Below are 23,977 nucleotides of genomic sequence, written 5' to 3'. Positions count from 1 at the left end.
CTGCGCCCGCGTGCCGGGTGTCAGTCGGTGGGCAGGAGCGGGCGCATGAAGGTGCGCTCGTACCGCAGCACGCAGCCCGACTCCTCACGGATCCGGTCGGCGGCGACGAACTCCGGGTCCACTCCGAACCGGGTCCGGTACTGCTCGTACGCCGCCAGGCTCTCGAAGCTGAACAGCGCCTCGGCCTGGTCGCTGGCGCCCTCGGCGGGCAGGAAGTAGCCGTGGTGCACGCCGCCGTGCCGTGCCACCAGCCGCATCCAGGTGCGGGCGAACCGCTCGAACGCGTCGATCTGTGCGGGGTCGATCGTGTAGTGCACGACGCAGGTGATCACGCGGCCACGATAGCGACGCCGGTCCCGGCCCGGCGCTCAGGCCGGCCGTGCCCGAGCAGCGCGTCGACGTCGGCATCGACCGGGGTGTCGGCGGGCTCGGTCACGGTGTTCCTCCAGGTGCGGGCGGGGCGGGTCAGACCGTGAAGCCGTGGAACAGCACCGAGGCCAGTCCGAGGGCCAGCACCAGGTTGAACACGGTGGCGGCGGCGAACACCGTCACCGGCCGCCAGCCGGCCTCGCGCAGCGAGGACACGCGGACCTCCAGACCGATGCTGACGAAGGCCAGGATGAGGAACCAGACCCGCAGGTCGGTGACGATCGCGATGGTGGCCTTGCCGTCCGCTCCGGCCGAGTCGAGGTACCAGGTGGCGATCACCGAGGCCGCTACGAAACCGAGGACGAACTTCGGGAACCGGCGCCACAGCTCGCCCAGGCCGGGGCGCGGGGCGTCCGGGCGGCGCTCCACCCGCAGCGCGAAGTACGCGGTGAGCGCCACCGCGACCACGCCCATCAGCGCGTTCTGAGTGACCTTGACGATGCTGGCGATCTGCAGCGCGTCCTCACCGGCGAGCGCGCCCGCGGCGGTGACCGCGGCTGTGGTGTCGATGTTGCCGCCGATCCAGGCGCCGGCGACCGCGTCGGAGAGGCCGAGCACGTCGGCCAGCCACGGCAGCAGGAAGATCGACGGCAGCGCGAATGCGATGACCAGGCTGGCCGTGTACGCGAGTTGTTCCCGGCGGGCCCGGACCGCTCCGGCGGCGGCGATGGCGGCGCTGACCCCGCAGATCGACACGGCTGAGGCCAGCAGCGCCCGCAGCTTCTCGTCCAGCCCGAACCGTCCGGCCAGCCACCAGGTGAACAGGAACACGCCGCTGATCAGCAGCAGCGCCTGGGCGATGGCGGGCCCGGCGGCGCTTCCGATGACGGCGAGGTTGATCGAGGCGCCGAGCAGCACCAGGCCGGTCTTGATGAAGAACTCGGTACGGAACGCCGCGGAGATCCGCTCACGCAGGCCGGTCACGGTGACGACGGCGTTGCCGAGCAGCCCGAGCAGGATCGCGTAGACCGGGTACTCGACGGCGGCTGCGACGTCCTCGACGGCGCTGCCCTCGGCCCAGACCGGCACGTTCTGTTCCAGATACCGGGTGAGCGCGGCGAGGCCGAGCACCACCAGCAGGCCCAGGGCGGTCCACGCCCAGAACGCGCCGGAGCGCAGGTCGGCAGGCGGCGTGGCGTCCGAGGGCGTTCCGGACGGCCGGTCCGTCGTGGTCGCGGCCCCGACGGCCGGAGGGCTCCCGGCGGCCGGAGGGCTCCCGGCGGCCGGGGCGGCGGTGCGCGGCTCGACGACAGTGGACGGCTGAGCGGCGGCGCGCGGCTGGGCGGCGGCCGAGCCGGCGGGTTCCGGTGCGCCGGCCATCACGGCACCAGCCCGGCGGGGATGGCGCCGGCCAGCACCAGGAGCAGCAGCGCGAGGCCGAGGATCGTGGCGGCCCAGTCCTCGTTGAACGCGAGCCGCGAACTGCCGGAGGTCGGCGGTTCGGGTGGCGTGGAAGCGTTGCTCATGGGGGGTCCTTCGGGTGCGCGGGGGCGACGGAGGGCAGCCGGAGGCGAGGGGTGACCGAAGCGGCTGCCCGATGGAAGGAGTTTCCTACTTAACCAGTAGGATTACAAGGCCTCTCCACGCTCCGCGCCCGCCGCACGTTCGGCGACCACCACCGAGATGCCGTCGAGCACCCGCTGGAGACCGAACTCGAAGGCGTGGTCCGGTCCGTACGCGGCGCCGTGTGCCATGCCGGCGGCGGTGCCGACCCGCGCGGCGAGCGGGAAGCTGCCGGCGGTCATGAACTTCTCCAGCCACGGCCCGTGCGTCTGCCACCACTGGTCGTCGGTCATCCCGGTCTCACGTTCCAGCTCGGCCACGTCCAGGGCGGCCCGGGCCGCGCTCTTGACGTGCCCCAGCACGAGCGTGAGCACCGCGTCCATCTCCACGTCGTCGAGCCCGATGTCCGCGACGGCGTGCAGCTCGTAGTCGTACTTGGCGAGCACGTTCGGGCCGAGCACCGGCCGGGTGGTCTCGGCGCGCAGCAGCCACGGGTGGGCCCGGTAGAGCACCAGGTTGTCCCGGGCGATGCGTTCCAGCCGGCCGCGCCACCCACCCGGCACGTCGGCCGGGCGCGGGAGGTCACCGAGGACGGTGTCCACCATGACGTCGAGCAGTTCCGCCTTACCGGGCACGTACGTGTAGACGGACATGGTGCCGACGCCGAGCGCCTCACTGACCCGGCGCATGGTGAGCGCGTCGATGCCCTCGGCGTCGGCGATCTCGACGGCCGTGCGCACGATCCGTTCGACGCTGAGGGCGGGACCGGCGCCCCGGCTGGCCGGCTCCCGGGTGCGCCAGAGAAGGGCCAGGCTGCGGGCGGGATCGGCCTTGCGCCGGCGCTCCTTCGACATGGTGCCGTCATCCTACCGACCACGCCGGTCACCGGCCGTCGGCGGGACGCCGGAAAAGGGCGGCCCGAGAATTGTTCGCGCAAAAAGAATGGCGGGTTCTCCCGCCACTACCAACATATAGCGCACCCCCGGTCTTGCCGCAAGACCCGGGTAAGGGCGCACAATTGCCGGCCGTAACCCATTGCCGAGGCATTCGAAAGAGCCGCGAAGAGCGGAGGCTCGGCCGTGCCCGTGATCGGAGACGAGTTGAACCTGCCCACCACGAGCGTTTTCGATCTTCCTGAGCGTCTGTCGGCGAAGGCCGACCCGAAACTGATCACCGCCGACGAGCGGCACTTCGCCGCCATCGCGGACAGCCTGCGCCGCTCGATCGCCGAGCTGACCGACCGGCTCGACGAGACGCGCCGGGCCGCGGGCGGCCGGGGCCGGCAGGCGGTCGACCGGGACCAGGAGGTCCGGCGGTTGAGCGCGCGCCTGCGTACGCTGCGCCGTTACGGCCTGGATCTGTGCCTGGGCCGGATGGTCGGCGCGGACGGCGCCGGACCGGTGTACGTGGGTCGGCTCGGCCTGACCGACGGCGCGGGCGGCCGGCTGTTGCTGGACTGGCGCTCCCCCGCCGCCGAGCCGTTCTTCGGCGCGACCCACGCCGACCCGATGGGCCTGGCCAGCCGCCGCCGCTACCGGTGGAGCGGAGCAGCATGACGGCGAGCGTCACCACCGCGAACATCAGGTCGGCGACCGCGCGGCCGAGCAGCGGGGCCAGCCGGGACACCGGCATGGACCGCAGCCGGTCGGTGACGCCGCGGTCCAGGTCCGCCGAGACCGCCATGGTGGTCATGCTGATGCCGAAGACCATGGTCATGGCGAACATGCCGGGCATCAGGAACTCGCGGTAGCTGCCCCCGCCGGGCACCTGGAGCGCGCCGCCGAACAGGTACGCGAACATCAGCACCATCAGGATGTCGAAGCCCAGCGAGCCGATCAGCGGGCCGGGCTCGCGCCGCCAGTGCGCCAGCGCGCGCCCCGTCAGGGTCAGGCCGTCGGTGGCCAGGGACGGCCGCCGGGCCGGGGTCACGGTCGCGGTCACGCGGTCACCTCCATGCCGGTCCGGCTGGCGGACGAAACGCCGGTGAGCTGGAGGAACACCTCGTCCAGTGTGGGTCGCCGCAGCGCGACGTCGACCACGCCCACGCCGTCGGCGTCCAACGCGCGCAGCACCTCGGTCAGCGCGCTCGCCCGGTCGCCGACCTGGGCGCTGACCGCCCGGCGGTCCCTGTCGAGGGCCGGTTCGGCAACGGCGACGGCGCGCAGCCGCCCGGCTGCGGTGGCGAGGTCGGCGGCGTCGCGGACGACCAGCTCGATCCGGTCGCCGCCGAGGCGGGACTTGAGCGCGTCCGGGGTGCCCTCGGCGATCACCCGTCCGGCGTCGAGCACGCAGACACGGTCGGCGAGCTGGTCGGCCTCGTCCAGGTACTGCGTGGTTAGCAGCACTGTGGTGCCACCGCGCACCAGGTCGCGTACCGCCTCCCAGACCTCGTTGCGCCCGCGTGGGTCGAGCGCCGTGGTCGGCTCGTCCAGGAACAGCACCGACGGCGCGAGGATCATGCCCGCCGCCAGGTCGAGGCGGCGGCGCATGCCACCGGAGTACGTGCGCACCGGCCGCCCGCCGGCGTCGGCGAGCCCGAACCGGTCGAGCAGTTCGGTCGCGCGCCGCCTCGCCCCGGCCCGGTCCAGGTGGAACAGGCGGCCGAAGACGACCAGGTTCTCCCGCCCGCTCAGCGCCTCGTCCACGGCCGGGTGCTGCCCGACCAGGCCGATGCGGTGGCGCACCTGGTCGGGTTGCCCCGCCACGTCGAAGCCGGCGACCTCGGCCCGTCCGGCGTCGAAGCGCAGCAGCGTGGCCAGGATGCGTACGGCTGTGGTCTTGCCGGCGCCGTTCGGGCCGAGCAGCCCGCACACGGTGCCCGGTCGCACCCGCAGGTCGAATCCGTCCAGCGCGGCCGTGTCCCCGTACCGCTTGCGCAGGCCCTCCGCGAGGATCGCGTGTTCCACGTCTGTGCCCCCTCCGTCGACGAGGGCACTAACGTACAACGTACGGTATGTCGTGCGCCAACGTTTTCAGTCGACGACGCGGTGCTCCCAGGCCCAGACCGCGATCTCGGTGCGGTTGCGCAGGCCGAGCTTGGTCTGCACCGCGGAGACGTGGCTCTTGACGGTGCTCAGCGAGATGAACAGCTCCGCGCCGATCTCCAGGTTGGTGCGGCACCTGTTTCCGTGACCCGCCGCGCACCGGCGCCACCGGCACGTTCGGTGACACCGCGGTTTGCCTCGGCGGGCTCGACCTGCACGTGGACCTGGCCTACCAGCCGAACCGCCGGTTCTGGGCGTTCCAGTGGATCGAACTGGCGCTCCACCTCGGCGCGGCCGGTCTGCTGGCGGCGTTCGGCCTGTGGCACGTCCGGAGACGGGCCGGCTGAGCGGACGAGGGCGGACGGTCCGGGCGCGAGCCGCGCCCGGACCGCCGTACCTATCGCTTGAGCAGCGCGCGCAGCGCCTCGGCGATCTCGCCGGGGGCCTCCTCGGCCATGAAGTGACCGGCCGTGGTGGTGCGGTGCTCCAGGTCCGGGGCCCAGGCCCGCCACACCGCCGCCGCGTCGTAGCCGAGCGCGGCGCCCCAGTCCTGCTGGATGACGGTGACCGGCATGGCCAGCCGACGCCCGGCGTCCCGGTCCGCCCGGTCGTGCGCCACGTCGATCCCGGCCGACGCCCGGTAGTCCGCGACGATCGAGTCGACCGCCTCCCGGGATGCCCGCAGGTACTCGGCGCGCACCTCCGCCGGCATGACCGCCGGGTCACCGGCCCAGGCGTCGAGGAAGTACCCGAAGAACGCGTCGGCGCTGGCCGCGATCATCTGCTCGGGCAGGCCGGGCGGCTGAGCCATCAGGTAGAGGTGGAACGCCACCGACGCGGAGGCGCCGTGCAGGACGTCCCACATGTCGAGGGTGGGCAGCACGTCCAGCGACGCCAGGTGGGTGACCGCGTCCGGGTGGTCCAGGCCGGCCCGGACCGCCACCAGGGCGCCCCGGTCGTGCCCGGCCAGCGCGAACCGCTCGTGTCCGAGCGCGCGGGCCAGCGCCACCACGTCGGCGGCCATGGTCCGCTTGCTGTAGGTGTCCTCGGTGGCAGCGGCCGGCTTGTCGCTGGCGCCGTAGCCGCGCAGGTCGGGGCAGATCACCGTGTGCTCGGCGGCCAGGTCGGCGGCGACGTGCCGCCACATCAGGTGGGTCTGCGGGAAGCCGTGCAGCAGCACGACCGGGCTGCCCGAGCCTCCCACCGCCACGTTCAGCGCCACACCCTCGGCGACCGGAACGCGCTGGTAGTCGAATCCCGCGATGGCGGTGCTCATCTTGATCCCTCTTTCGTCTCGTCGTACCGGTCAAGCGTGGCGGCGCCCGATGAGCAGCCGATGAGCGCGATACGGTGACCACCGGGTCGAGGAGGGGTCGGTGCCTGTCGGTTTCGGTGTGCTGGGTCCGGTCACGGCCTGGGACGACGCGGGTGCGCCGGTCGACCTGAAGGGGCCCCGGCACCGGGCCGTGCTGGCCCGGCTGGTCGCCGCCCGGGGCCGGACCGTGCCGGTCGGGCAGATCGTCGACGACCTGTGGGACGACCCGCCGGCCGGCGCTGTGGGCGCGGTCCGCACGTTCGTCGCGGCGTTGCGCCGCCGCCTGGAACCGCACCGTCCGCCACGCGAGCCGGCCCGGCTGCTGGTCACCGGCGGACCGGGGTACGCGCTGCGCGCCGAACCGGAGAGCGTCGACGCCTGGCGGTTCGAGGACACCGTCGCCGCTGTCGCCGACGCGCTGCCCCGGGCCGCGCTCGACCGGCTCGACGAGGCGCTGGGCTGGTGGCGCGGGCCCGCGTACGCCGACTTCGACCAGCCGTGGGCGCACGCCGAACGGTCCCGCCTCGACCAGATCCGGCTGACAGCCGTGGAGCGGCGGGCCGAGGCGCTGCTGGCGCTGGACCGGGCCGCCGACGCCGTGCCCGATCTCGACGCCCACGTCGCGCAGTATCCGTGGCGGGAGGACGGGTGGGCGCTGCTGGCGTCGGCGCTCTATCGCGCCGGGCGGCAGGCCGACGCGCTCGCCGTGCTGCGCCGGGCCCGGGAGCTGCTGCGCGACCAGCTCGGACTCGACCCGGGACCGCGGCTGCGGCGGCTGGAGACCGACCTGCTGCGCCAGGCCGAACCCGAGCCGACCGGCCCGGCACGGGTCTGGGCGGAGACCGCCGCCGCGTACGAGCGCAGTGTGGTGCCCGGCGCGCGGGCCCGGCTGGAGTCCACGGTCGGGATGCTGCGCAGCCTCGCGGTGACCGGGCCGGGCGGCTTGGAGGCCGCCCGGGGCCAGCGCGAGGCGGCCATCAGCGCGGCCGAGCAACTGGGCGACCCGGAGTTCACCGCGCGGGTGATCGGCGGGTACGACGTACCCGCGATCTGGACCCGCTCGGACGACCCGGCGCAGGCGGCCCGGGTGGTCACGGCAGCGCAGCGGGCCCTGGCCGGGCTGGGCCCGGACGCGCCGGAGGCGACCCGCGCCCGGCTGCTGGCCACCGTCGCGATCGAGTCCCGGGGTACGGCGTCGCCGGGCCCGGCCGAGGCGGCGCGGGAGGCGGAGGCGATCGCCCGGCGGGTGGCCGACCCGGCGCTGCTGGCCCAGGCGCTCAACGGCCTGTACATGCAGACGTTCCAGCAGGCCGGACTGGCCGCTCGGCGCGACGCGATCGGTGCCGAACTCGTCGCGCTCGCGGCCCGGCACGGCCTGGCCACAGTGGAGATCCTCGGGCACCTGATCCGGGTGCAGGCGCGCAGCGCGCACGCCGACTTCACCGCCGCCGACGCGCACGCCGACGCGGCGGACCGGCTCGCCGCCCGGCACGAGAGCCCGCTGGTCGGCGTGTTCACGGGCGGTTACCGGGCCATGCGGACCGCCGCGACCGGCGCCGCGTACCCGGACGCGGAGGCGGCGTACCTGACGTGGGCGACCGGGCTGGCCGGCTGCGGGATGCCCGGCGTGGAACGCGGACTGCCGCCGCTGACGCTGCTGTGCCTGCGGGTGTGGCACGACCGGCCGGCCGCCTTCCCCGACGACACCGACTGGGGCCCGTACGCGCCGTGGGCCCGCCCGCTGCTGCTGCTCGCCGCCGGCCGCCGGGGCGAGGCCGCGAGGGCGTTGCGCCGCACCCCGGCGCCGCCGCACGACCTGCTGCTGGAGGCGCTGTGGTGCCTGACCGGCCGGGCCGCCGTGGCGCTCGACGACCGGGACGCGATGCGCCGGGCCCGCGTCGCGCTGGCCCCGGCGGCGCACGAGGTGGCCGGGGCCGGTAGCGGCCTGCTCACCGTCGGGCCGGTCGCCGCGCACCTGGACCGCCTCGACGCCGCACTCGGGGTGACCGATGGTCAGGACCGTTCATGAGGGCAGCTCGGATGGAGTGCGCCCTCGGCTAGGGTGCGGCGATGGACGAGCTGAGGCACCTGTTCCGGCACGCCGCCGACCACGCGGCCGACTACCGGCTGTCGCTGCCGGACCGGCCGGTCGGCGTACCCGTGGACCAGGCCGCGCTGAACAAGGCGTTCGCCGTCCCGCTGCCGGACGCGCCCACCCCGCCCGAGCAGGTGCTCGCGGAGCTGGTGGCCGCCGCCGAACCGGGACTCGTCGCCACCGCCGGGCCGCGCTACTTCGGCTTCGTGATCGGTGGCGCGTCACCGGCCGCCACCGCCGCGGACATGCTGGCCGCCGGGTGGGACCAGAACGCGTTCAACGCGGTCACCTCCCCCGCCGCGGTGGCCGCCGAGACGGCCGCCGGGACCTGGCTCAAGGAGTTGCTCGGTATCCCGGCCACCGCGTCGGTCGGGTTCGTCACCGGCGGGCAGGCCGCCAACACCGCCGGGCTCGCCGCCGCCCGCCACCAGGTGCTCGCCGACGCCGGGTGGGACGTGGAACGGTACGGCCTACGCGGCGCACCCCCGGTCCGGGTGCTCGCCGGCGCCGAACGGCACGCCACCGTCGACAGGTCGCTGCGCCTGCTCGGCCTCGGCACCGACGCGCTACGCCCGGTGCCCACCGACGGGCAGGGTGCCATCGACCCGGACGCACTGGCCGTGGCGCTGCGCGACGCCGGCCCCGGCCCGACCGTCGTCTGCCTGCAGGCGGGCAACGTGAACACCGGCGCGTGCGACGACCTGCGCCGCGCCTGCGACCTCATCCACCGGTACGGCGGCTGGGCGCACGTGGACGGCGCGTTCGGGCTGTGGGCGGCGGCCAGTCCGGGCATCCGGCACCTGGTGGACGGGGTGGAACTGGCCGACTCGTGGGCCTGCGACGGTCACAAGTGGCTGAACCTGCCGTACGACACGGCGTTCGCGTTCTGCGCCCGGCCCGACGCGCACGCGGCGGCCATGTCGTACACGGCCGCGTACCTGGTGGGGTCCGGCGGCGTGCCGGCAGGGGCGGACCTGACCGCGGAGTCCTCCCGCCGGGCCCGTGGCTTCGCGGCCTGGGCGGGCCTGCGGGAGCTGGGCCGCGACGGCGTCGCCGCGCTTGTGGAGCGGTGCTGCGCGCTGGCTCGCCGGTTCGGCGACGGGCTGAGCGCGGCCGGGTTCGAGGTGGTGAACGACGTGGTGCTCAACCAGGTGCTTGTCGGGTTCGGCGACGACGCGCGCACCGACCGGGTGGTGGCCGCGGTGCAGGCCGACGGGACCTGCTGGGTGGGCGGGACGACGTGGCGGGGACGACGGCTGATGCGGATCTCGGTGTCGAACGCGACCACGACGGAGGCGGACGTGGACCGGTCGGTGGCGGTGATCCGCCGGCTCGCCGGCTGAGAGGCGCGGCCGGCGGAAGAGGGGGCTGAGACGGTCGCCGTCGGTCCGTATGATCCGGTACGCGGTGGGCGGCTCCCCGCGGTGCTTCCTTCTCTCTTCTGATGGATTCTAGCGTCGCGACTCTCCGCCCTCCGCCTCACTCAACGGGGAGGCGGCACCGGTGGACGCACTCGCGGTCGTGGTGCTGCGCCGCACCGGTCGGGTGCCGGCGATCCCCGCCGCCACGCCACCGCCGGACGGGCCGGCGTGGGTGCGGGCCCTGGAGGCGGACCTCGCCGACCGGGGTTGGGTGCTCCAGCACGACCTGCGGGTCGCCGCGTCCGGCCTGCACGCGTCGCTGCGGGTCCGCTGGGCCGACTGGCTGCTGGCGGCCGTCGACGACATGGTCGGCGCGGACCGTCCGATGCTCCCGCTCTACCGTTCGTTCCCGAATACGCCGCACGACGTCGACGCAATCTACGTCCGACGGGTGCTCACCCACCTGTTCGCAGTGCCCGACGCGCCGTGCGTGCTGTGCGGCCGGGAGGTGGGTGGGGCGCCGCTGGACCCGTGCGGGCACGTCGTCTGCCCGGCCTGCTTCCCGCCGGAGCAGTTCACCGCCTGCCCGATCTGCGGGCGGCGGATCGCACCGGACAACACCTACCTGCCCGTCGTCGCTCCCCCGGCGTCCCGTCGTGCGTCCGTCAGGGACGCCGCGTCGGCGACCCCGCTGCCGGTGCGCCTGGTCGGGCACGAGGTCGACCCGATGGGTGCCGCGCGCCGGCTCCGCGACGACCTGGTGACGCGGGCGACCCCGCTCAGCGAAGCCGACCGGGCCGACCTCAAGGTGCTCGTCGACGCCACCGCGCCCGGCCGTTTGCACTGGCTGCCCGAGGTGGTGCCGGCCCGGGAGACACTGGCGACGGTCATCGCGTGGGCGCTGCACGCGGCGGCGCTGCGCCCCGGCTACCCCGAGGTGGTGGCGACGGCACGGCTGCGCTGGTCGACCGCCACGGACGCGGCGCGGACGCTGTGGGCGTACTCGGGGGGAGATCCCGGCCTGGTCCGGCCCGCGCCGCAGGACGAACCCGGATGGCGACCTCCGGGCGAGCCGGCGGTGACCGTGCCGACCCCCCGGGTCCGCGCCCTGCCTCGTCCGCTGCGCCGGGCGGTCCTGGCGCACCTGGACGACTGCGGTGCGGCGGACGCCGCCGAGGACCTGCACCGGCACGCCACGGTGTGGAAACGGCTCGGCGAGCGGCTGCACCCGTACGAACAGGCGGCCGCCCACCCGGCGGCGGCCGTGGCCTTCGCGGCGCTGCGCGGCACCCGCACCGAGCGGGCGGGCACGCTCGGTGCGGCGATCGTGGCGGCGTGCGCCCGGGAACCCCGACACCTCCGGCTCACCGAGCATCCCGACGGGCGGGTGTCGGTGCGGCTGCGCACCCACGCCTCGCTCGTCGAGGCCGCCCTGGCCGACGGTGACGCGGCCGGCGCCGCGCGGCTGCTCACCGAACGCCCGGGCGACCTGTGGCGGCGACTCGACCACCTGCTGCGGACCGCCGGCGACGACAAGTCGGCCCGGGGCGAGGTGCTGGCCGCGCTGCGCGCCACCGCCGCGCGGGTGTCCACCGGCGTGCTCGCCTCGGCTGCGGCGCAGCTGGCCGGCCGCGCCGGGACGGTCCGGGCGGCCGACGCCGACATCGCCGCGGTCGAACGGGCCCGGGTGGCGGCCCGAGCCGTCGCGGCGACCCGTCCGGCGCCGGTGGTCACGACCGGCCTGATGCAGATGATCCGCGACGCCGTGCGTCGCCACCGCGTCGGCCCGCCGGCGTCGCCACCGGCGGGCGGGCAGCCGCAGCGGGTGGACGCCCTGGCCGAGCCCGCCAATCGGGTTCTTCTGCGCGTACCACGGCGGGTCTTCTTCCCCCGCGGCGACGTGGCGACCACCTGGAGCGAGCCGGAGCGGCGGGTCGCCCTGCCGCCGACGACCGTCGAACCGGTCCGCCGACTCGTCGACGACGAGCTGACCCGCCGGGCCCGCCGGCTCGACCGGTACGCCGTGGCGGTGCTCGACGCCGACCTGGTCCACGTGCCCGCGCCGGTGCGTGAACGCGCCGGCTCCGACCAGCTCGCCGGCTGGCCCCGGGGCAGTCTCCGGACGCTGCCCGACGCCGACGTGCTGCGGCTGTTCCTGCACTGGGCGCAGCCCACCGACGTCCGGGTCGACCTCGACCTGTCCTGTGTGTTCTTCGACAGGGACTGGGCGCGGCTCGGGCACTGCGATTTCACCGCGTTGCGGTACGCCGGCAGCGCCGCCGTCCACTCCGGGGACCTCACCTCCGCCCCGGCCCCACTCGGCGCCACCGAGTTCCTCGACCTCCACCTGCAGCGGCTGGTCGAACGCGGCGCACGGTACGCCGTGCCGCTGGTGTTCAGCTTCAACTCCGTGCCGTTCCAGGCCCTCGACGAGGCGTTCGCCGGCGTGATGCTCCCCATGCGAGGTGGCGAGCAGTTCGACGGGGCCCGGGTCCTGCAACGGTTCGACCTGCGCGGGAACGCCCGCATGCTGCTGCCGCTGGTGGTCGACCTGCACGCCCGGCGGCTGCTGTGGACCGACCTGACCCTCCCCGGCCGTGGGTACGGCCACCACGTCGGTCGGCACGGCGACCAGCTCGCCCTGGCCGCCGCCGCGCAGTGGCAGCACTTCCTCGACGGGCACCGGACCACTGTGTTCGACCTGCTCGCCTGGCACGCCGCCGGCCGCGCCGACCGGGTGCTCGTCGCGCACCGCGACGGCACCTGGAGCGACACCGGGACGGACGTGGACGCCCTGCGTGCCGCCGCCGGGGCGCCGACCGGCGCCCTCCGCGCCCTGCCCGACCTGGCGGGCCTGCGGGTCCTGGCCGGCGCGACCGATCCGGACCGGCTCCGGCGGGTGGCCGGCGCCGGCCCGGTCCGGGCCGGCTCCACCGCGCTGACGGTGACCGGCACACCCGACGAGCCCTGGACCGCCACGTCACCGGCGGGCCTGCTCGCCCTGCTGACCGCGTCCTGAAGCGCGCACCGCCGACGCACGGGGCAGTACGCAGCGCGACGGGTTGGTAACGTGCCGGCCATCAGGTCCCTTGGGGAGGGTGGCCATGTGGGCGGATGAGGACGCGCTGGACGCGGCGGCACGCCGGCTCGACGACTGGGAGTCGTCGCTGGCCGACCGGGCGGCGCGCGCCCGCGACCTGTCCGCCCGCACCCAGGCGCTGACCGGCATCGCCCGCAGCGCCGACGGGCTGGTCGAGGTCACCGTCGACGCGTCCGGGCTGCCCACGGACGTACGACTGGACGAGCGTGTCCGGCAGCACTCCGCCGCGCACACCGCCCGGCAGATCCTGGCGGTCACCCGGGACGCGCGGGCGGACCTGCTGCGGCGGCTCATCGAGGCGACCACCGAGACGCTCGGCGCGGACGACCCGGCCGCGACGGCGATAGTCGAGTCGCACCGGCGACGGCTCGGCCCCGATCCGGGCACGCCGGATGCAGCCCGGTGACGGCCTCCAGGTCAACCCGGACGACCTGACCGCGCACGCCGCCCGCCTCGGCCGCCGCGCCGAGAGCATCGACACCGCGCGGCAGGCCGGTCAGCATGTCCGGCTCAGTGCCGACGCGTACGGGCAACTCTGCGCGATCATGCCGGTGCTGCTCGACGGCCTCCAGCGGAGCCTGACCGACGGCATCGGCACCGCCGCCGCCTCGGTCCGGGACACCGCCGGGAAGCTCCGGTCGAGTGCCGAGCGCTACCGCGCGTCCGACAGCCGCGCCGCCCACCTGCTCGACCGGGTACGGGACCGCAGGTGACCACTAACCCGCTGGTCGCCGCCGCGGCGGACTCCGGCCCGAGTCCTTGGGCCGGCGTGTGGATCTGCGAGGACATCGAACTCATCGCCCAGGGCGTACGCAACGGCAGCTGGATCGACGGCAGCCTCGGCGTCGTCAGCGCCGGCCTCGACGCGCTCGCCCTCGTGTCCGACCCGGCCGGGGTCCTCCTCCAGTACGGCATCGCCTGGCTCATCGAACACGTCAAGCCGCTCAGCGAGGCCCTCGACTGGCTCGCCGGTGACCCCGCCGAGATCACCGCGCACGCGCAAACCTGGCGCGACGTCGCCGCGTCACTGCACGACGACGCCGCCGAGCTGGCCCACGCCGTCCGCACCGAGGTCACCGGCTGGATCGGCGCCGCCGCCACCGGCTACCGCCGCTGGGCTGCCGAGCAGCAGCAGGCCGTCACCGGGCTGGCGCAAGGCGCCGAGGCGATGGCCGCGATCACCGAGGGCGCCGCCGGCCTGGTCGCGGCCGTGCGGCTGCTGGTGCGCGACGCCATCGCCGCCTGCGTGTCCCGCCTGATCGTGTACGCGGCCGAACTGGTCGCCACGGCCGGGCTGGCTACGCCGCTGGTGGTGGAGCAGGTGACGACGACCGTGGCGTCGTGGGCGGCGCGGATCGCGCGGTTGTTGCGGGGGTTGCTGGCCAGTCTGCGGCGGAAGGTCGGGGATTCACGGAGTTACCAGGGCTGACCAGTCGGTCATGCTCTGCCGGAACGCGTTCCACAGCGAGGAGGACCTGGCCCGTACGCTCGCGCATGAGCGGTTCCACGTGGAGGAACTCCGCGCAGGACGTCCGTATCCCCGAGACCGTGACGAGGCGATCGCGTTCGAGGATCGTGCCTATGCTCACGAGGACCAGTGGTGGGAGAACCACTCGGTCAGACCGGAGGAGTAGGTGGTGGCTTCATTCGACGAGTGGCTGGACGCGTACGAGGTCGTCTATCGCATGCTGCCGGCCGAGTCCGACCACCAGTGCCCGAACTGCGGTCACCGGACCCTGCGCATGGTGTTCACCACGCCCCCCGGTGCCGGTTACGGCTACGTCTCGTTCTGGTGCGACACCTGCCTGGAGGGCATCCACGTCTCGCGGGCTCCGGTTCCCGCCGGAGTGACGGCCCTGTCCACTGCCGCACCGATCGAGGAACGCACCAGACGTATCCCCAACTACCGCCTGGTGACGTAGCTGAAACCCCGTCCGGCGATCGGCTATGAGCCGGCGATCCCGCACTGCAACCGGACGATGACCCGCTCGGTCACCGCGTCCACCCCGCCGAGAGCGTCGCGCACGTCGGTGGCGAACGCCGCGCGTTGCTCCGGGGGCGGCAGTTGCTCCGCCGACATGGCGGAGAAGAGACCGCCGACCATGTCGTCGACGGTGAGCGGCGCGTCGTACCGCACCGACGTCTCCGCGTACCGATAACCGGCGCGCACGAGCAAGTACGCCGCCGGCGTCCAGCGGTTGCGCGAGGCGGCACGTGCCGACAGCGGCCCGGTGATCGACGCGCTGGACCTGCTGGTGCTGCGCTGATCCCCGGCGGCATGCCCCGGCGGTGGTCAGGGTTGGGCGATGGATCATCGTCAGTGGACGGTCGTCGGGGCGCCGACGAGCGCGGGCGCGCACACCCCGGGCGTCGAGCGCGCGCCCGCCGCCCTGCGCGCCGCCGGTCTGCTCGACCTGCTGGGCGCCGACGTCGAGGACGCCGGTGACGTGCCGGGCTTCCGGTGGCGGCCGGATCCGGCGTACCCCAGGGGTCAGAACGCGGGCGCGGTGGCCGCCGTCGCCTCGGCGGTGGCCGACCGGGTCGCGGCGGCGGTACGCCGGGGGCGCGCGCCGCTGGTGCTCGGCGGCGACTGCACCGTCACCGTCGGCCTGGTCGCCGGTTGCGCGCGGGCCGGACAGTCGCCCGCGCTGGTGTACGTGGACGGCGGCCCGGATCTCTACACGCCGCAGACCCGCGCCAACGGCAACCTGGACGCGATGGGGCTGGCGCACATGCTCGGGTTGCCGGGGACGCTGCCCGAGGTGGCGGGCGTCGGGCCGCTGCTGTCACCGGAGCGGGTGGTGGTGTACGGCGACTCGCTGCCCCCTGGTGACCACGAGCGGGAGCTGGTGGCGGAGTTGGGGCTGGCGTACGTGCCGGCCGAGGAGGTGCACGCCGACGCGCGGGCGGCGGCACGCCGGGCCCGGTCGGTGGCCGAGGGTGCGGCCGACGGGTTCGTGGTGCACTTCGACGTCGACGTGCTGAGTTTCGTGGACGCGCCGCTGGCGGACGTGCCGGAGCCGTTCGGGCTCAGCCTCGGCGAGGCGGCGGCGACGCTGGCGGAGCTGGTGGCGAGCCCGCGGTTCGCCGGGCTGTCGGTCACCGAGATCAACCCGGATCATCTGCCCGACGACGAGCTGCTCCCCCGGTTCGCCGACATGCTGGCCGGGGCGTTGGCCGGGCGCTAGGCGGTTTCCGCGAGGTGCAGCGGCAGCACCTTCGCGGCGCTCACCGCCAGGTCGCGGTCGAGCACCTGGTCGCGGGGCACGAAGACCATCGCCTGGCCCTCGCCGAGCACCACGTCCTCCTGCCGGGCGTCGGTGGCGCCGCGGAAGACGTACACGGTGACGGCGTGGGCGAAGCCCTCCTCGCGCGGGCGGGGGCCGCTCCACAGCAGGTGCAGCTCCCCGGCGGTCAGGCCGGTCTCCTCGCGTAGCTCGCGCCGCGCGGCCTGCTCCGGCGTCTCGCCGGGTTCGATGCTGCCGCCGGGCAGGCTCCACTGGTACGGCGACACCGGCGCGTTGCCGTCGCGGTGCTGCATGAGGATCGCGCCGGTCGGGTCGACGAGCAGGACGAGGGCGACGTCGTAGCTGGGCACGCCCCGAGCATGCCAGCCGCCGCCGTCGGCAGCACGTACGACCGGTCAGCGACGCCAGTGCTGGCGCGGCGCATAGCCCTCGCGGCGCAGCCAGTGTTCGGTGTAGACGATCCGGTCGGCCGCGATGACGACGAGCGGGTCGTCGGGCGGCTCGGACAGATCCCGGCCCCGCTCGGCGTGCTCGTTCTCCCAGCGGAACGCGGCCCAGTGGTGCGCCCGGTCGGGGTGGTCCGGGCCGAGCACCCGGGCGGTGCCGAACACCTGTGCGCCGCGGCTGCTGGCCAGGCCGACCAGCGGCGCGAAAACGCCGACGGACACCCGCGGGTCGGCGGCGATGTTGCGCATCTTCGGCGAGCGCGGCGCGGCGGTGAGCATCAGCGTGAAGTCGAGCGGGTAGTAGCGCACCGGCGTGGCCAGCGGCCCGTCCGGCCCGACGGTGGCCAGCACGCACATGTTCTGCGAGGACAGCAGGTTGCGGATGCGTTCCTCCAGACGGTCCCGGTCCAGCTTCCTCGTCGGCGTCGGCCCGGTCAGCCAGGGGTTCGTCAGCGGCATACGGCGTCCTCGATCATGACGGCACCCTACCGGCCGGGCTCAGGCGACCGGCGCCGTGCTGGCCCGCAGCACCACCTCGCCGGGCAGGCGGACGATCCGGCGGCGGCGGCCGGTGTTCTCGGTCAGGGCCAGCCTCATCGCCTCCTCGCCGAGCCGGTGCAGCGGCAGCGCCACAGTGGTCAGCGGCGGGGCGAGGTCGCGTACGACAGGGATGTCGTCGAAGCCGGCGACCGAGACGTCGCCGGGCACCGACAGTCCGCGGTCGCGCAGCGCCGCGTACGCGCCGACCGCCATCACGTCGGCGAGCGCGAACACGCAGGTGGCGTTGAGTCCGCGGTCGAGCAGCTCGGTCATCGCCTGGTAGCCGCCGTCGCGGGTGAACGCCGCCTCGGCCACCGCCGCCGGGTCCAGCGCCACACCGGCGGCGGACAGCTCGTCGCGGAATCCGCCGAGCCGGTCGGCGACCGTGGTCAGCTCGGGCGGGCCGGAGAGCACCGCGAAGCGGCGGTGACCCAGGTCGAGCAGCGCGCGGGCGAGCGCTGCGGCGCCGGCCCGGTTCTCCGGCAGCACACTGTCGACCTTCAGGGTGCGGTGCCGGCTGACCACCGCGACCCGGCCGCCACCGTCGAGGTAGGGCGCCAGCTCGGCGGCCATGGCCCGTTCCCAGCGGGGGTCCTCGAATCCGGAGCCGATGAGCAGGATCGCCGGGGCGCGTTCGGCGCGCAGCATCGACACGTACGCGATCTCCCGTTCCGGGTCGCGGAACGTGCTGGCCAGCATGACCAGCAGGTCGTTGTCGGCGGCGACGCGCATGACGCCGCCGGCGACGGCGGCGAAGTAGGGGTCGGTGACGTCGTGGCAGACGACGCCGACGCTGCGGCGGGACGCGCCGGCCAGCGCGCGGGCGTGGGCGTTCGGGGTGTACGCGAGGCGCGCGGCGGCGGCCAGGACGCGGTCGTGCAGGTGCGGGGTGACGCGCCGCCCGTTGAGCGCCCGGGAGGCGGTGGCCAGGGACACGTCGGCCGCCCTGGCCACGTCTTCCAGCGTCACGTGCGACATCGATGCGGCTCCCTGCGGAACGTCTTGACCCGGTGTTCCGGCGTGGCTACGGTAGCACCCTGAAAGCGCTTACTGAAAGCGCATTCACCTGCGGGGAGGCCCAGTGGAACGCACGTCCGTCGGCATCATCCTCAACGGCGTCACCGGCCGGATGGGCTACCGGCAGCACCTCGTCCGGTCCCTGCTCGCCATCCGCGAACAGGGCGGTGTGCCGGCCCGCGACGGCAGCCGCATCTGGCCCGAGCTGACCCTGGTCGGCCGCGACGAGAACCGGCTCGCCGAGATCGCCGAGCGGCACGGGCTGTCGGCGTACACCACCGACCTGGACGCTGCGCTGGCCGACGACTCCCACCGGATCTACTTCGACGCGCAGGTGACCGCCGCGCGGGAGAAGGCGATCCGGGCGGCGATCGAGGCCGGCAAGCACGTCTACACCGAGAAGCCGCTCGCCGAGGGTTTCCTCGCCTCGCTGGAGCTGGCCCGGCTCGCCGCCGCCAAGGGCGTCCGCAACGGCGTCGTGCAGGACAAGCTGTTCCTGCCCGGCCTGCGCAAGCTCAAGCGGCTCGTCGACGGCGGGTTCTTCGGCCGGATCCTGTCCGTGCGCGGCGAGTTCGGCTACTGGGTGTTCGAGGGCGACTGGCAGGCCGCGCAGCGTCCGAGCTGGAACTACCGCGCCGAGGACGGCGGCGGCATCACGCTGGACATGTTCCCGCACTGGCACTACGTGCTGGAGCAGATCATCGCCCCGGTCACCGCCGTCACCGCTGTCACCGCCACGCACATCCCCGAACGGGTCGACGAGGCCGGCACCGGCTACCGGGCCACCGCCGACGACGCCGCGTACGGCATCTTCGAGCTGGCCGGCGGCATCGTCGCGCAGATCAACTCCTCCTGGGCGGTCCGCGTGCACCGGGACGAGCTGGTCGAGTTCCAGGTCGACGGCACGCACGGCAGCGCGGTGGCCGGGCTGCGCGACTGCCGCATCCAGCACCGGGGCAGCACCCCGATGCCGGTGTGGAACCCCGACCTGCCGGTCACCGAGCCGTACCGCGCGCAGTGGCAGACGGTGCCGGACAACGGCGAGCACGACAACGCGTTCAAGGTGCAGTGGGAGTCGTTCCTGCGGCACGTCGTCGACGACGAGCCGTTCCCGTGGGACTTCCTGGCCGGCGCCCGAGGCGTGCAACTGGCGGAGGCCGGGCTGCGCTCGGCCCGCGAGGGGCGGCGGGTGACGATCGAGGAGATCCCCCGGTGAGCACGCGGATCACGCTGCCGGCGCCGGGCGGCGGCACCGAGCGGCTGACGCTGCGGGAACCGCCCGCCTGGGGGCGGCCGTCCGCGCCGCCGGCCAGCCGGATCGCGTACGCGGCGGCGCACGTCGTCGCCGATCCGTACGCCGACAACTCCCCCGGCCGCCCGGCGCGGCTGGACTGGGACGCGACGCTCGCGGTGCGGCGCGACCTGTGGTCGTGGGGTCTCGGCGTGGCCGAGGCGATGGACACCGCGCAACGCGGGATGGGGCTGGACTGGGCGGCCACCCGGGAGCTGATCCGGCGCAGCGCCGCCGAGGCCGCCGCCTGCGGCGGGCGCATCGTGGCCGGGGCGGGCACCGACCAGCTCACCGGGGTGCCCGGCACGCTCGACGAGGTGGTCGCCGCGTACGCCGAGCAGGTCGCGTTCGTGCGGGAGTGCGGCGCCACGCCGGTGCTGATGGCCAGCCGGCACCTCGCCGCGCTCGCCACCGGCCCGGACGACTACCTGCGCGTCTACGAGCGGGTGCTACGCGAGGCGGGCACACCGGTGGTGCTGCACTGGCTCGGCGACATGTTCGACCCGGCGCTGTCCGGCTACTGGGGCTCGACCGACCTGGACGAGGCCACCGCCACGTTCGCCGCGCTGGTGCACGCCCACGCCGACGCGGTCGACGGGGTGAAGGTGTCGCTGCTGGACGCCGGCCGCGAGGTCCGGCTGCGGGAACTGCTGCCACCGGCCGTGAAGGTCTACACCGGCGACGACTACCACTACCCGGAGCTGATCGAGGGCGACGGGAAGCGGTTCAGTCACGCGCTGCTCGGCGCGTTCACGGCGATCGCCCCGGCCGCGTCGGCCGCGCTGGGACGGCTGGACGCGGACGACAGGGCCGGATTCCGGGCCATCCTCGATCCGACGGTGGCGCTGTCCCGGCACCTGTTCGCCCCGCCCACGCCGTACTACAAGACCGGCATCGCGTTCCTGTCCTGGCTGAACGGGCGGCAGCCGGGCTTCACCATGGTCGGCGGCCTGCACGGCGGACGCGGCGTCCCGCACCTGGTCGAGGCGTTCCGGCTGGTCGACGCCGCCGGGCTGCTGCGCGACCCGGAACTGGCGGCGCGGCGGATGCGCGCGTACCTGGACGTCGCGGGCGTGGCCGGATGACCGCCGACCCCCGGCTGGCGAGGCTGTCGCTCAACCAGCGCACGACGCGGCGCTGGTCGGTGGCCGAGGCGGCCGACGGCTGCCTGCGCGCCGGCATCCCGGCGCTCGGGCTGTGGCGCGAGCCGGTGGCCGAGATCGGCGTGCCGGCCGCCGCGCGGCTCGTCGCCGACGCCGGACTGCGGGTGTCGTCGCTGTGCCGGGGCGGGTTCCTCACCGCCGCCGACGACGCCGGACGGGCCGCCGCACTGGCCGACAACCGGCGCGCGATCGACGAGGCCGCCGAGCTGCGTGCCGCCTGCCTGGTGCTTGTCGTCGGCGGCCTGCCGCCCGGCTCCCGCGACCTGGCGGGCGCCCGGCAGCGGGTCGCCGACGCGCTGGCCGAGCTGGCGCCGTACGCGGGCGAACGCGGGGTGCGCCTCGCGCTGGAGCCGCTGCACCCGATGTACTGCGCCGACCGTGCGGTGCTGTCCACGCTCGGCCAGGCCCTCGACCTGGCCGAGGAGTTCCCGGCCGAGCAGGTCGGCGTCGTGGTGGACACGTTCCACGTCTGGTGGGATCCGGACGTGTGGCGGCAGATCGCCCGCGCCGGGGCGCGGATCGCGAGCTTCCAGGTCTGCGACTTCCTCACCCCGCTGCCCGCCGACGTGCTGCTGGGCCGCGGCATGATGGGCGACGGGCACATCGACTTCCCGCCGCTGCGCCGCGCGGTGGAGGCCGCCGGGTACACCGGCGACGTCGAGGTGGAGATCTTCAACGCCGAGGTGTGGGCCACCGACCCGGACCTGGTGCTCGCCACCATGGCCGCGCGCTACGTGGATCGCGTGCTCGCCGACTGACCCAGCGTGACGAGTCCGGCCTGTCGGACAAATCAGGTGGCCGCCCGCCGGATGCGGCGGCAGGATCGGAACCATGGCATCCCCTCACCTCACCACCCCGATCACCACCGACCTGCTGCGCGGCGCGCTCGACCTGGAACAGACCGCGGACGGGGTGCTGCCGCACCGGCTGCCCGCGTGGGCCCGGGCGCAGAACACCGATCCGCAGGTGGCGACGGCGGAGGCGATGCCCTCGGGCGTACGGCTGGCGTTCCGGACCCGCGCCACCACTGTGGAGCTGGACGTGCTGCCCACCAAGATGGTCTACCGGGGGGCCGGGCCGCGTCCCGACGGCCGCTACGACCTGGTCGTCGACGGCCGCCTCGCCGGTCAGGCCACCGCCGGTGGCGGCAGGGTGCTCACCATCGACCTGACCACCGGCACGTCCGGCATCGAGCCGGGTCCGGTCGGCACGGTCCGCTTCACCGACCTGCCCGCCACCGACAAGGAGGTGGTGATCTGGCTGCCGCACCGCGAGATCACCGAACTGGTGGCGCTGCGCACCGATGCGCCGGTCGAGCCCGCCGGCGACTCCGGCCGCCGGGTGTGGCTGCACCACGGCAGCTCGATCAGCCACGGCTCGGACGCGGAGAGCCCCACCGGCACCTGGCCGGCCGTGGCCGCCGCACTCGCCGGCGTGGAGCTGATCAACCTCGGGGTCAGCGGCAGCGCGCTGCTCGACCCGTTCACCGCGCGGGCCATGCGCGACACCCCGGCCGACCTGATCAGCGTCAAGATCGGCATCAACCTGGTGAACAGCGACGCGATGCGGCTGCGCGCGTTCGGCCCGGCGGTGCACGGCTTCCTCGACACCATCCGCGAAGGGCATCCGGAGACGCCGCTGCTGGTGGTGTCGTCGATCCTGTGCCCGATCCAGGAGGACACGCCCGGCCCCGGCGCGGCCGACCTCAGCGACGGGCGGCTGCGGTTCCGGGCCACCGGCGACCCGGCCGAGCAGGCCGCCGGGCGGCTCACGCTGCGGGTCATCCGCGCCGAGCTGGCCCGGATCGTGGCGTCCCGGTCCGGCGCCGACCCGAACCTGCACTACCTCGACGGGCTGGAGCTGTACGGCGAGGCCGACTACGCCGAACTGCCGCTGCCCGACGAGCTGCACCCCGACCCGGCTGCCGACCGCCGCATCGGCGAGCGGTTCGCGGCGCTGGCGTTCGGCCCGACCGGACCGTTCGCCGCACCGGAGTGACGGACAGCCCTGCACGGTCTGATGTGACCCAGGTCATATCGGATCGTGATCCGTCGAGGGCGCCGTGCACGACCAACTAGGCGTGGGAGGAAGTCGACAGGACGAGGAGCGGCTGCTGCGGCGGGTCGCACGCGCCGACCTGGACGCGTTCGACGAGCTGTACCGGCGTACGTCGCCGTGGCTCGCGATCCGGCTGCGGCGGCGGTGCGCCGACGACGGCATCGTCGCCGAGGTCCTCCAGGACACGTACCTGACGGTGTGGCGGGCCGCCGGCTCGTTCAGCGGGCTCCGGCCCTCCGGTGGCGCGGACGCGCCCGGTGGCTCGGCCGCCGGCTGGATCTGGACCATCGCGGCCCGGCGCCTGGTCGACGCGCTGCGCCGCCGCGCCCGGGTGCAGGAGGTGCCGACCGACGTGCTGCCGGTACGCAGCGTGCCGGCCGCCGAGGACGAGGCGCTCGCCGGGTCGCTCGGCTCCGAGGTGGGCGCCGCGCTGGACGCGCTCGCCCCGGAGCTGCGGGCGGTGCTGGCCGCCATGGTCCTGGACGGCCTCACCGTCCGCGAGACCTCGGTCCTGCTGGGGGTGCCGGAGGGCACCGTGAAGAGCCGGGCGCGGCGTGCCCGCAACGCACTCCGGGAGGCGCTGGCATGACCACTCACGTTCCCCCGCCGGCACTGGCCGCGTACGCCGCGGGCAGCCCCGACGACGCCGCCACCTGGACGATCGAGGTGCACCTGGAGGGCTGCGCCGAGTGCCGCGACCGGCTCGGCGAGCTGGCCGCGCCGCCGCTGCGGGCCCTGCTCGGCGACGCCCGGGAGGCGATCCTGCAACAGGCCCGCACCGGGCCGCAGCCGGTGCGCCGGCGCCCGCTGCGGAGGTGGTGGCTGCGCTGGACCGACTGGTCGCTGGCGGCGTGGGCGGCCATGACGTGCACGGCGATCCTCGCCGCGGTGCTGCTGGACCGCAACTACCCGGACCGGCCCTCCGCGGTGCTGCTGCTCGCGCCGGTGGCGCCGCTGGCCGGGCTCGCGGTGGCCTGGTCGCGCCGCGCCAACCCGAACTGGGAGGTGATCGCCGGCACCGCCCGCGCCGGGCTGGAACTGCTGCTGCGCCGTACCCTCGCGGTTCTGCTCCTGGTCGCGCCGGTGCTCGCGGTGGCCGGGCTCGCGGTCGGCCGCAACCCGGCGCTGTGGCTGCTGCCCTGCCTGACGTTCACCGCGGCGACGCTGCTGGTCGGCAGCCGCGTCGGCGTGCCGCTGGCCGCCGCCGTCCTCGGCGGCGGCTGGCTCGCGGCGGTCACGGCCGTGTCGTTCACCGGCGACGCGGCCCGCGCCGCCGCCGTCACCGAGACCCTGCTGCGGCCCGCGACCATGCCCGCCTGGGCGGCGGCCGCCGTCGTGCTCACAGTGCTGACCGCGCTGCGCGCCGAACACCTGCGGCGGCCCGCCGGCTGGCGCTGACCCGAGACCCGCACCACCACACGGCGCCC

General features: G+C 74.9%; 26 protein-coding genes and 3 pseudogenes. 17 read left to right on the top strand and 12 right to left on the bottom strand.

Going from position 1 to position 23,977, the window contains the following annotated elements:
• Positions 1-20: 20 nt before the first annotated feature.
• From ACFYO8_RS22935 to ACFYO8_RS22920, 4 genes are all read right to left on the bottom strand, one after another.
• The gene (locus tag ACFYO8_RS22935) at positions 21-332 is read right to left on the bottom strand and encodes an NIPSNAP family protein (protein WP_354869597.1); all 312 of its coding nucleotides are present in this window, start codon (positions 330-332) and stop codon (positions 21-23) included.
• Positions 333-465: 133 nt separating this feature from the next.
• Entirely contained in the window at positions 466-1,749 is a 1,284-nt protein-coding gene (locus tag ACFYO8_RS22930; RefSeq protein ID WP_354869599.1) for a putative sulfate exporter family transporter, read from the bottom strand.
• On the bottom strand, positions 1,749-1,895 hold the full coding sequence (locus tag ACFYO8_RS22925) for a hypothetical protein (protein WP_354869602.1): 147 nt from the start codon (positions 1,893-1,895) through the stop codon (positions 1,749-1,751). Before ACFYO8_RS22925 ends, ACFYO8_RS22930 begins: the two co-directional genes overlap by 1 nt.
• A gap of 102 nt (positions 1,896-1,997) precedes the next feature.
• A complete protein-coding gene (locus tag ACFYO8_RS22920; protein WP_354869605.1) occupies positions 1,998-2,786 on the bottom strand; it encodes a TetR/AcrR family transcriptional regulator in 789 nt (262 codons plus the stop codon).
• Between the two features lie 225 nt (positions 2,787-3,011).
• On the opposite strand from ACFYO8_RS22920, the pseudogene ACFYO8_RS22915 reads away from it, so the two are divergent.
• Positions 3,012-3,473, top strand: a pseudogene (locus ACFYO8_RS22915) (AAA family ATPase); the annotation flags it as partial.
• A gap of 64 nt (positions 3,474-3,537) precedes the next feature.
• Here ACFYO8_RS22915 and ACFYO8_RS22910 read toward each other — a convergent pair.
• The 3 genes and pseudogenes from ACFYO8_RS22910 to ACFYO8_RS22900 form a co-directional block, all read right to left on the bottom strand.
• Positions 3,538-3,861: pseudogene (locus tag ACFYO8_RS22910) on the bottom strand (ABC transporter permease); the annotation flags it as partial.
• 8 nt (positions 3,862-3,869) lie between these two features.
• Positions 3,870-4,838, bottom strand: a complete 969-nt coding sequence (locus tag ACFYO8_RS22905; protein ID WP_354869613.1) for an ATP-binding cassette domain-containing protein — start codon at positions 4,836-4,838, stop codon at positions 3,870-3,872.
• A 66-nt stretch (positions 4,839-4,904) separates the two neighbouring features.
• On the bottom strand, positions 4,905-5,033 hold the full coding sequence (locus tag ACFYO8_RS22900; protein ID WP_387257538.1) for a response regulator transcription factor: 129 nt from the start codon (positions 5,031-5,033) through the stop codon (positions 4,905-4,907).
• Between the two features lie 101 nt (positions 5,034-5,134).
• Between ACFYO8_RS22900 and ACFYO8_RS22895 the strand changes: the two genes are divergently transcribed.
• Positions 5,135-5,263, top strand: coding sequence for a hypothetical protein (locus ACFYO8_RS22895; protein ID WP_354869615.1), 129 nt, complete (start codon positions 5,135-5,137; stop codon positions 5,261-5,263).
• Between the two features lie 50 nt (positions 5,264-5,313).
• Here ACFYO8_RS22895 and ACFYO8_RS22890 read toward each other — a convergent pair whose 3' ends face one another.
• Positions 5,314-6,192 (bottom strand): alpha/beta hydrolase, encoded by an 879-nt coding sequence (locus ACFYO8_RS22890; protein WP_354869617.1) that lies wholly within the window; start codon positions 6,190-6,192, stop codon positions 5,314-5,316.
• A gap of 100 nt (positions 6,193-6,292) precedes the next feature.
• Between ACFYO8_RS22890 and ACFYO8_RS22885 the strand changes: the two genes are divergently transcribed.
• The 7 genes from ACFYO8_RS22885 to ACFYO8_RS22855 all read left to right on the top strand — a co-directional run bounded on the left by ACFYO8_RS22885 (position 6,293) and on the right by ACFYO8_RS22855 (position 14,709).
• Positions 6,293-8,260, top strand: a complete 1,968-nt coding sequence (locus ACFYO8_RS22885) for a BTAD domain-containing putative transcriptional regulator (RefSeq protein ID WP_354869619.1) — start codon at positions 6,293-6,295, stop codon at positions 8,258-8,260.
• A gap of 41 nt (positions 8,261-8,301) precedes the next feature.
• On the top strand, positions 8,302-9,669 hold the full coding sequence (locus ACFYO8_RS22880) for a pyridoxal-dependent decarboxylase (protein ID WP_354869622.1): 1,368 nt from the start codon (positions 8,302-8,304) through the stop codon (positions 9,667-9,669).
• A gap of 160 nt (positions 9,670-9,829) precedes the next feature.
• A complete protein-coding gene (locus tag ACFYO8_RS22875; protein WP_354869624.1) occupies positions 9,830-12,706 on the top strand; it encodes an MXAN_6230/SCO0854 family RING domain-containing protein in 2,877 nt (958 codons plus the stop codon).
• An 85-nt stretch (positions 12,707-12,791) separates the two neighbouring features.
• The gene (locus ACFYO8_RS22870) at positions 12,792-13,193 is read left to right on the top strand and encodes a YbaB/EbfC family nucleoid-associated protein (RefSeq protein WP_354869627.1); all 402 of its coding nucleotides are present in this window, start codon (positions 12,792-12,794) and stop codon (positions 13,191-13,193) included.
• Positions 13,180-13,500, top strand: a complete 321-nt coding sequence (locus ACFYO8_RS22865; RefSeq protein WP_354869629.1) for a type VII secretion target — start codon at positions 13,180-13,182, stop codon at positions 13,498-13,500. Before ACFYO8_RS22870 ends, ACFYO8_RS22865 begins: the two co-directional genes overlap by 14 nt.
• Entirely contained in the window at positions 13,497-14,216 is a 720-nt protein-coding gene (locus tag ACFYO8_RS22860) for a WXG100 family type VII secretion target (protein WP_387257509.1), read from the top strand. The genes ACFYO8_RS22865 and ACFYO8_RS22860 overlap by 4 nt, the downstream gene beginning before the upstream one ends.
• A gap of 208 nt (positions 14,217-14,424) precedes the next feature.
• Entirely contained in the window at positions 14,425-14,709 is a 285-nt protein-coding gene (locus ACFYO8_RS22855) for a hypothetical protein (protein ID WP_387189965.1), read from the top strand.
• Positions 14,710-14,732: 23 nt separating this feature from the next.
• Here the strand turns inward: ACFYO8_RS22855 and ACFYO8_RS22850 are convergent, their stop codons facing one another.
• On the bottom strand, positions 14,733-14,957 hold the full coding sequence (locus ACFYO8_RS22850; RefSeq protein WP_387257507.1) for a hypothetical protein: 225 nt from the start codon (positions 14,955-14,957) through the stop codon (positions 14,733-14,735).
• Positions 14,958-14,961: 4 nt separating this feature from the next.
• Here ACFYO8_RS22850 and ACFYO8_RS22845 point away from each other — a divergent pair.
• Positions 14,962-15,054: pseudogene (locus ACFYO8_RS22845) on the top strand (SAM-dependent methyltransferase); the annotation flags it as partial.
• A gap of 39 nt (positions 15,055-15,093) precedes the next feature.
• Complete coding sequence (locus ACFYO8_RS22840; RefSeq protein ID WP_387189968.1) at positions 15,094-15,975, top strand: arginase family protein; 882 nt, start codon at positions 15,094-15,096, stop codon at positions 15,973-15,975.
• Here ACFYO8_RS22840 and ACFYO8_RS22835 read toward each other — a convergent pair.
• From ACFYO8_RS22835 to ACFYO8_RS22825, 3 genes are read right to left on the bottom strand one after another with little or no spacing between them, the layout of a single operon-like run.
• The gene (locus ACFYO8_RS22835; RefSeq protein ID WP_354869698.1) at positions 15,972-16,385 is read right to left on the bottom strand and encodes an NUDIX domain-containing protein; all 414 of its coding nucleotides are present in this window, start codon (positions 16,383-16,385) and stop codon (positions 15,972-15,974) included. The genes ACFYO8_RS22840 and ACFYO8_RS22835 overlap by 4 nt on opposite strands.
• Positions 16,386-16,430: 45 nt before the next feature.
• Positions 16,431-16,940, bottom strand: coding sequence for a pyridoxamine 5'-phosphate oxidase family protein (locus ACFYO8_RS22830; protein WP_354869700.1), 510 nt, complete (start codon positions 16,938-16,940; stop codon positions 16,431-16,433).
• A 39-nt stretch (positions 16,941-16,979) separates the two neighbouring features.
• Positions 16,980-17,999: a LacI family DNA-binding transcriptional regulator gene (locus tag ACFYO8_RS22825; protein WP_354869702.1), complete on the bottom strand. Its 1,020-nt coding sequence runs from the start codon at positions 17,997-17,999 to the stop codon at positions 16,980-16,982.
• Positions 18,000-18,102: 103 nt separating this feature from the next.
• Here ACFYO8_RS22825 and ACFYO8_RS22820 point away from each other — a divergent pair, with 103 nt between their 5' ends.
• From ACFYO8_RS22820 to ACFYO8_RS22795, 6 genes are all read left to right on the top strand, one after another.
• Positions 18,103-19,254: a Gfo/Idh/MocA family oxidoreductase gene (locus tag ACFYO8_RS22820; RefSeq protein WP_354869704.1), complete on the top strand. Its 1,152-nt coding sequence runs from the start codon at positions 18,103-18,105 to the stop codon at positions 19,252-19,254.
• Positions 19,251-20,414, top strand: coding sequence for a dihydrodipicolinate synthase family protein (locus ACFYO8_RS22815; RefSeq protein ID WP_354869707.1), 1,164 nt, complete (start codon positions 19,251-19,253; stop codon positions 20,412-20,414). Before ACFYO8_RS22820 ends, ACFYO8_RS22815 begins: the two co-directional genes overlap by 4 nt.
• Positions 20,411-21,250: a sugar phosphate isomerase/epimerase family protein gene (locus ACFYO8_RS22810; RefSeq protein WP_354869710.1), complete on the top strand. Its 840-nt coding sequence runs from the start codon at positions 20,411-20,413 to the stop codon at positions 21,248-21,250. Before ACFYO8_RS22815 ends, ACFYO8_RS22810 begins: the two co-directional genes overlap by 4 nt.
• Positions 21,251-21,323: 73 nt before the next feature.
• Positions 21,324-22,490, top strand: a complete 1,167-nt coding sequence (locus tag ACFYO8_RS22805) for a GDSL-type esterase/lipase family protein (protein ID WP_354869713.1) — start codon at positions 21,324-21,326, stop codon at positions 22,488-22,490.
• Between the two features lie 64 nt (positions 22,491-22,554).
• Complete coding sequence (locus ACFYO8_RS22800) at positions 22,555-23,139, top strand: RNA polymerase sigma factor (RefSeq protein WP_354869715.1); 585 nt, start codon at positions 22,555-22,557, stop codon at positions 23,137-23,139.
• Positions 23,136-23,948 (top strand): zf-HC2 domain-containing protein, encoded by an 813-nt coding sequence (locus tag ACFYO8_RS22795; protein WP_354869717.1) that lies wholly within the window; start codon positions 23,136-23,138, stop codon positions 23,946-23,948. Before ACFYO8_RS22800 ends, ACFYO8_RS22795 begins: the two co-directional genes overlap by 4 nt.
• Positions 23,949-23,977 lie beyond the last annotated feature (29 nt).

This window comes from Micromonospora sp. NPDC005257 (genome assembly GCF_042872445.1).
Classification (GTDB): domain Bacteria; phylum Actinomycetota; class Actinomycetes; order Mycobacteriales; family Micromonosporaceae; genus Micromonospora.
The sequence above is the reverse complement of the archived record's forward strand: the minus strand, read 5'-3'. Positions and strand labels throughout refer to the sequence as shown.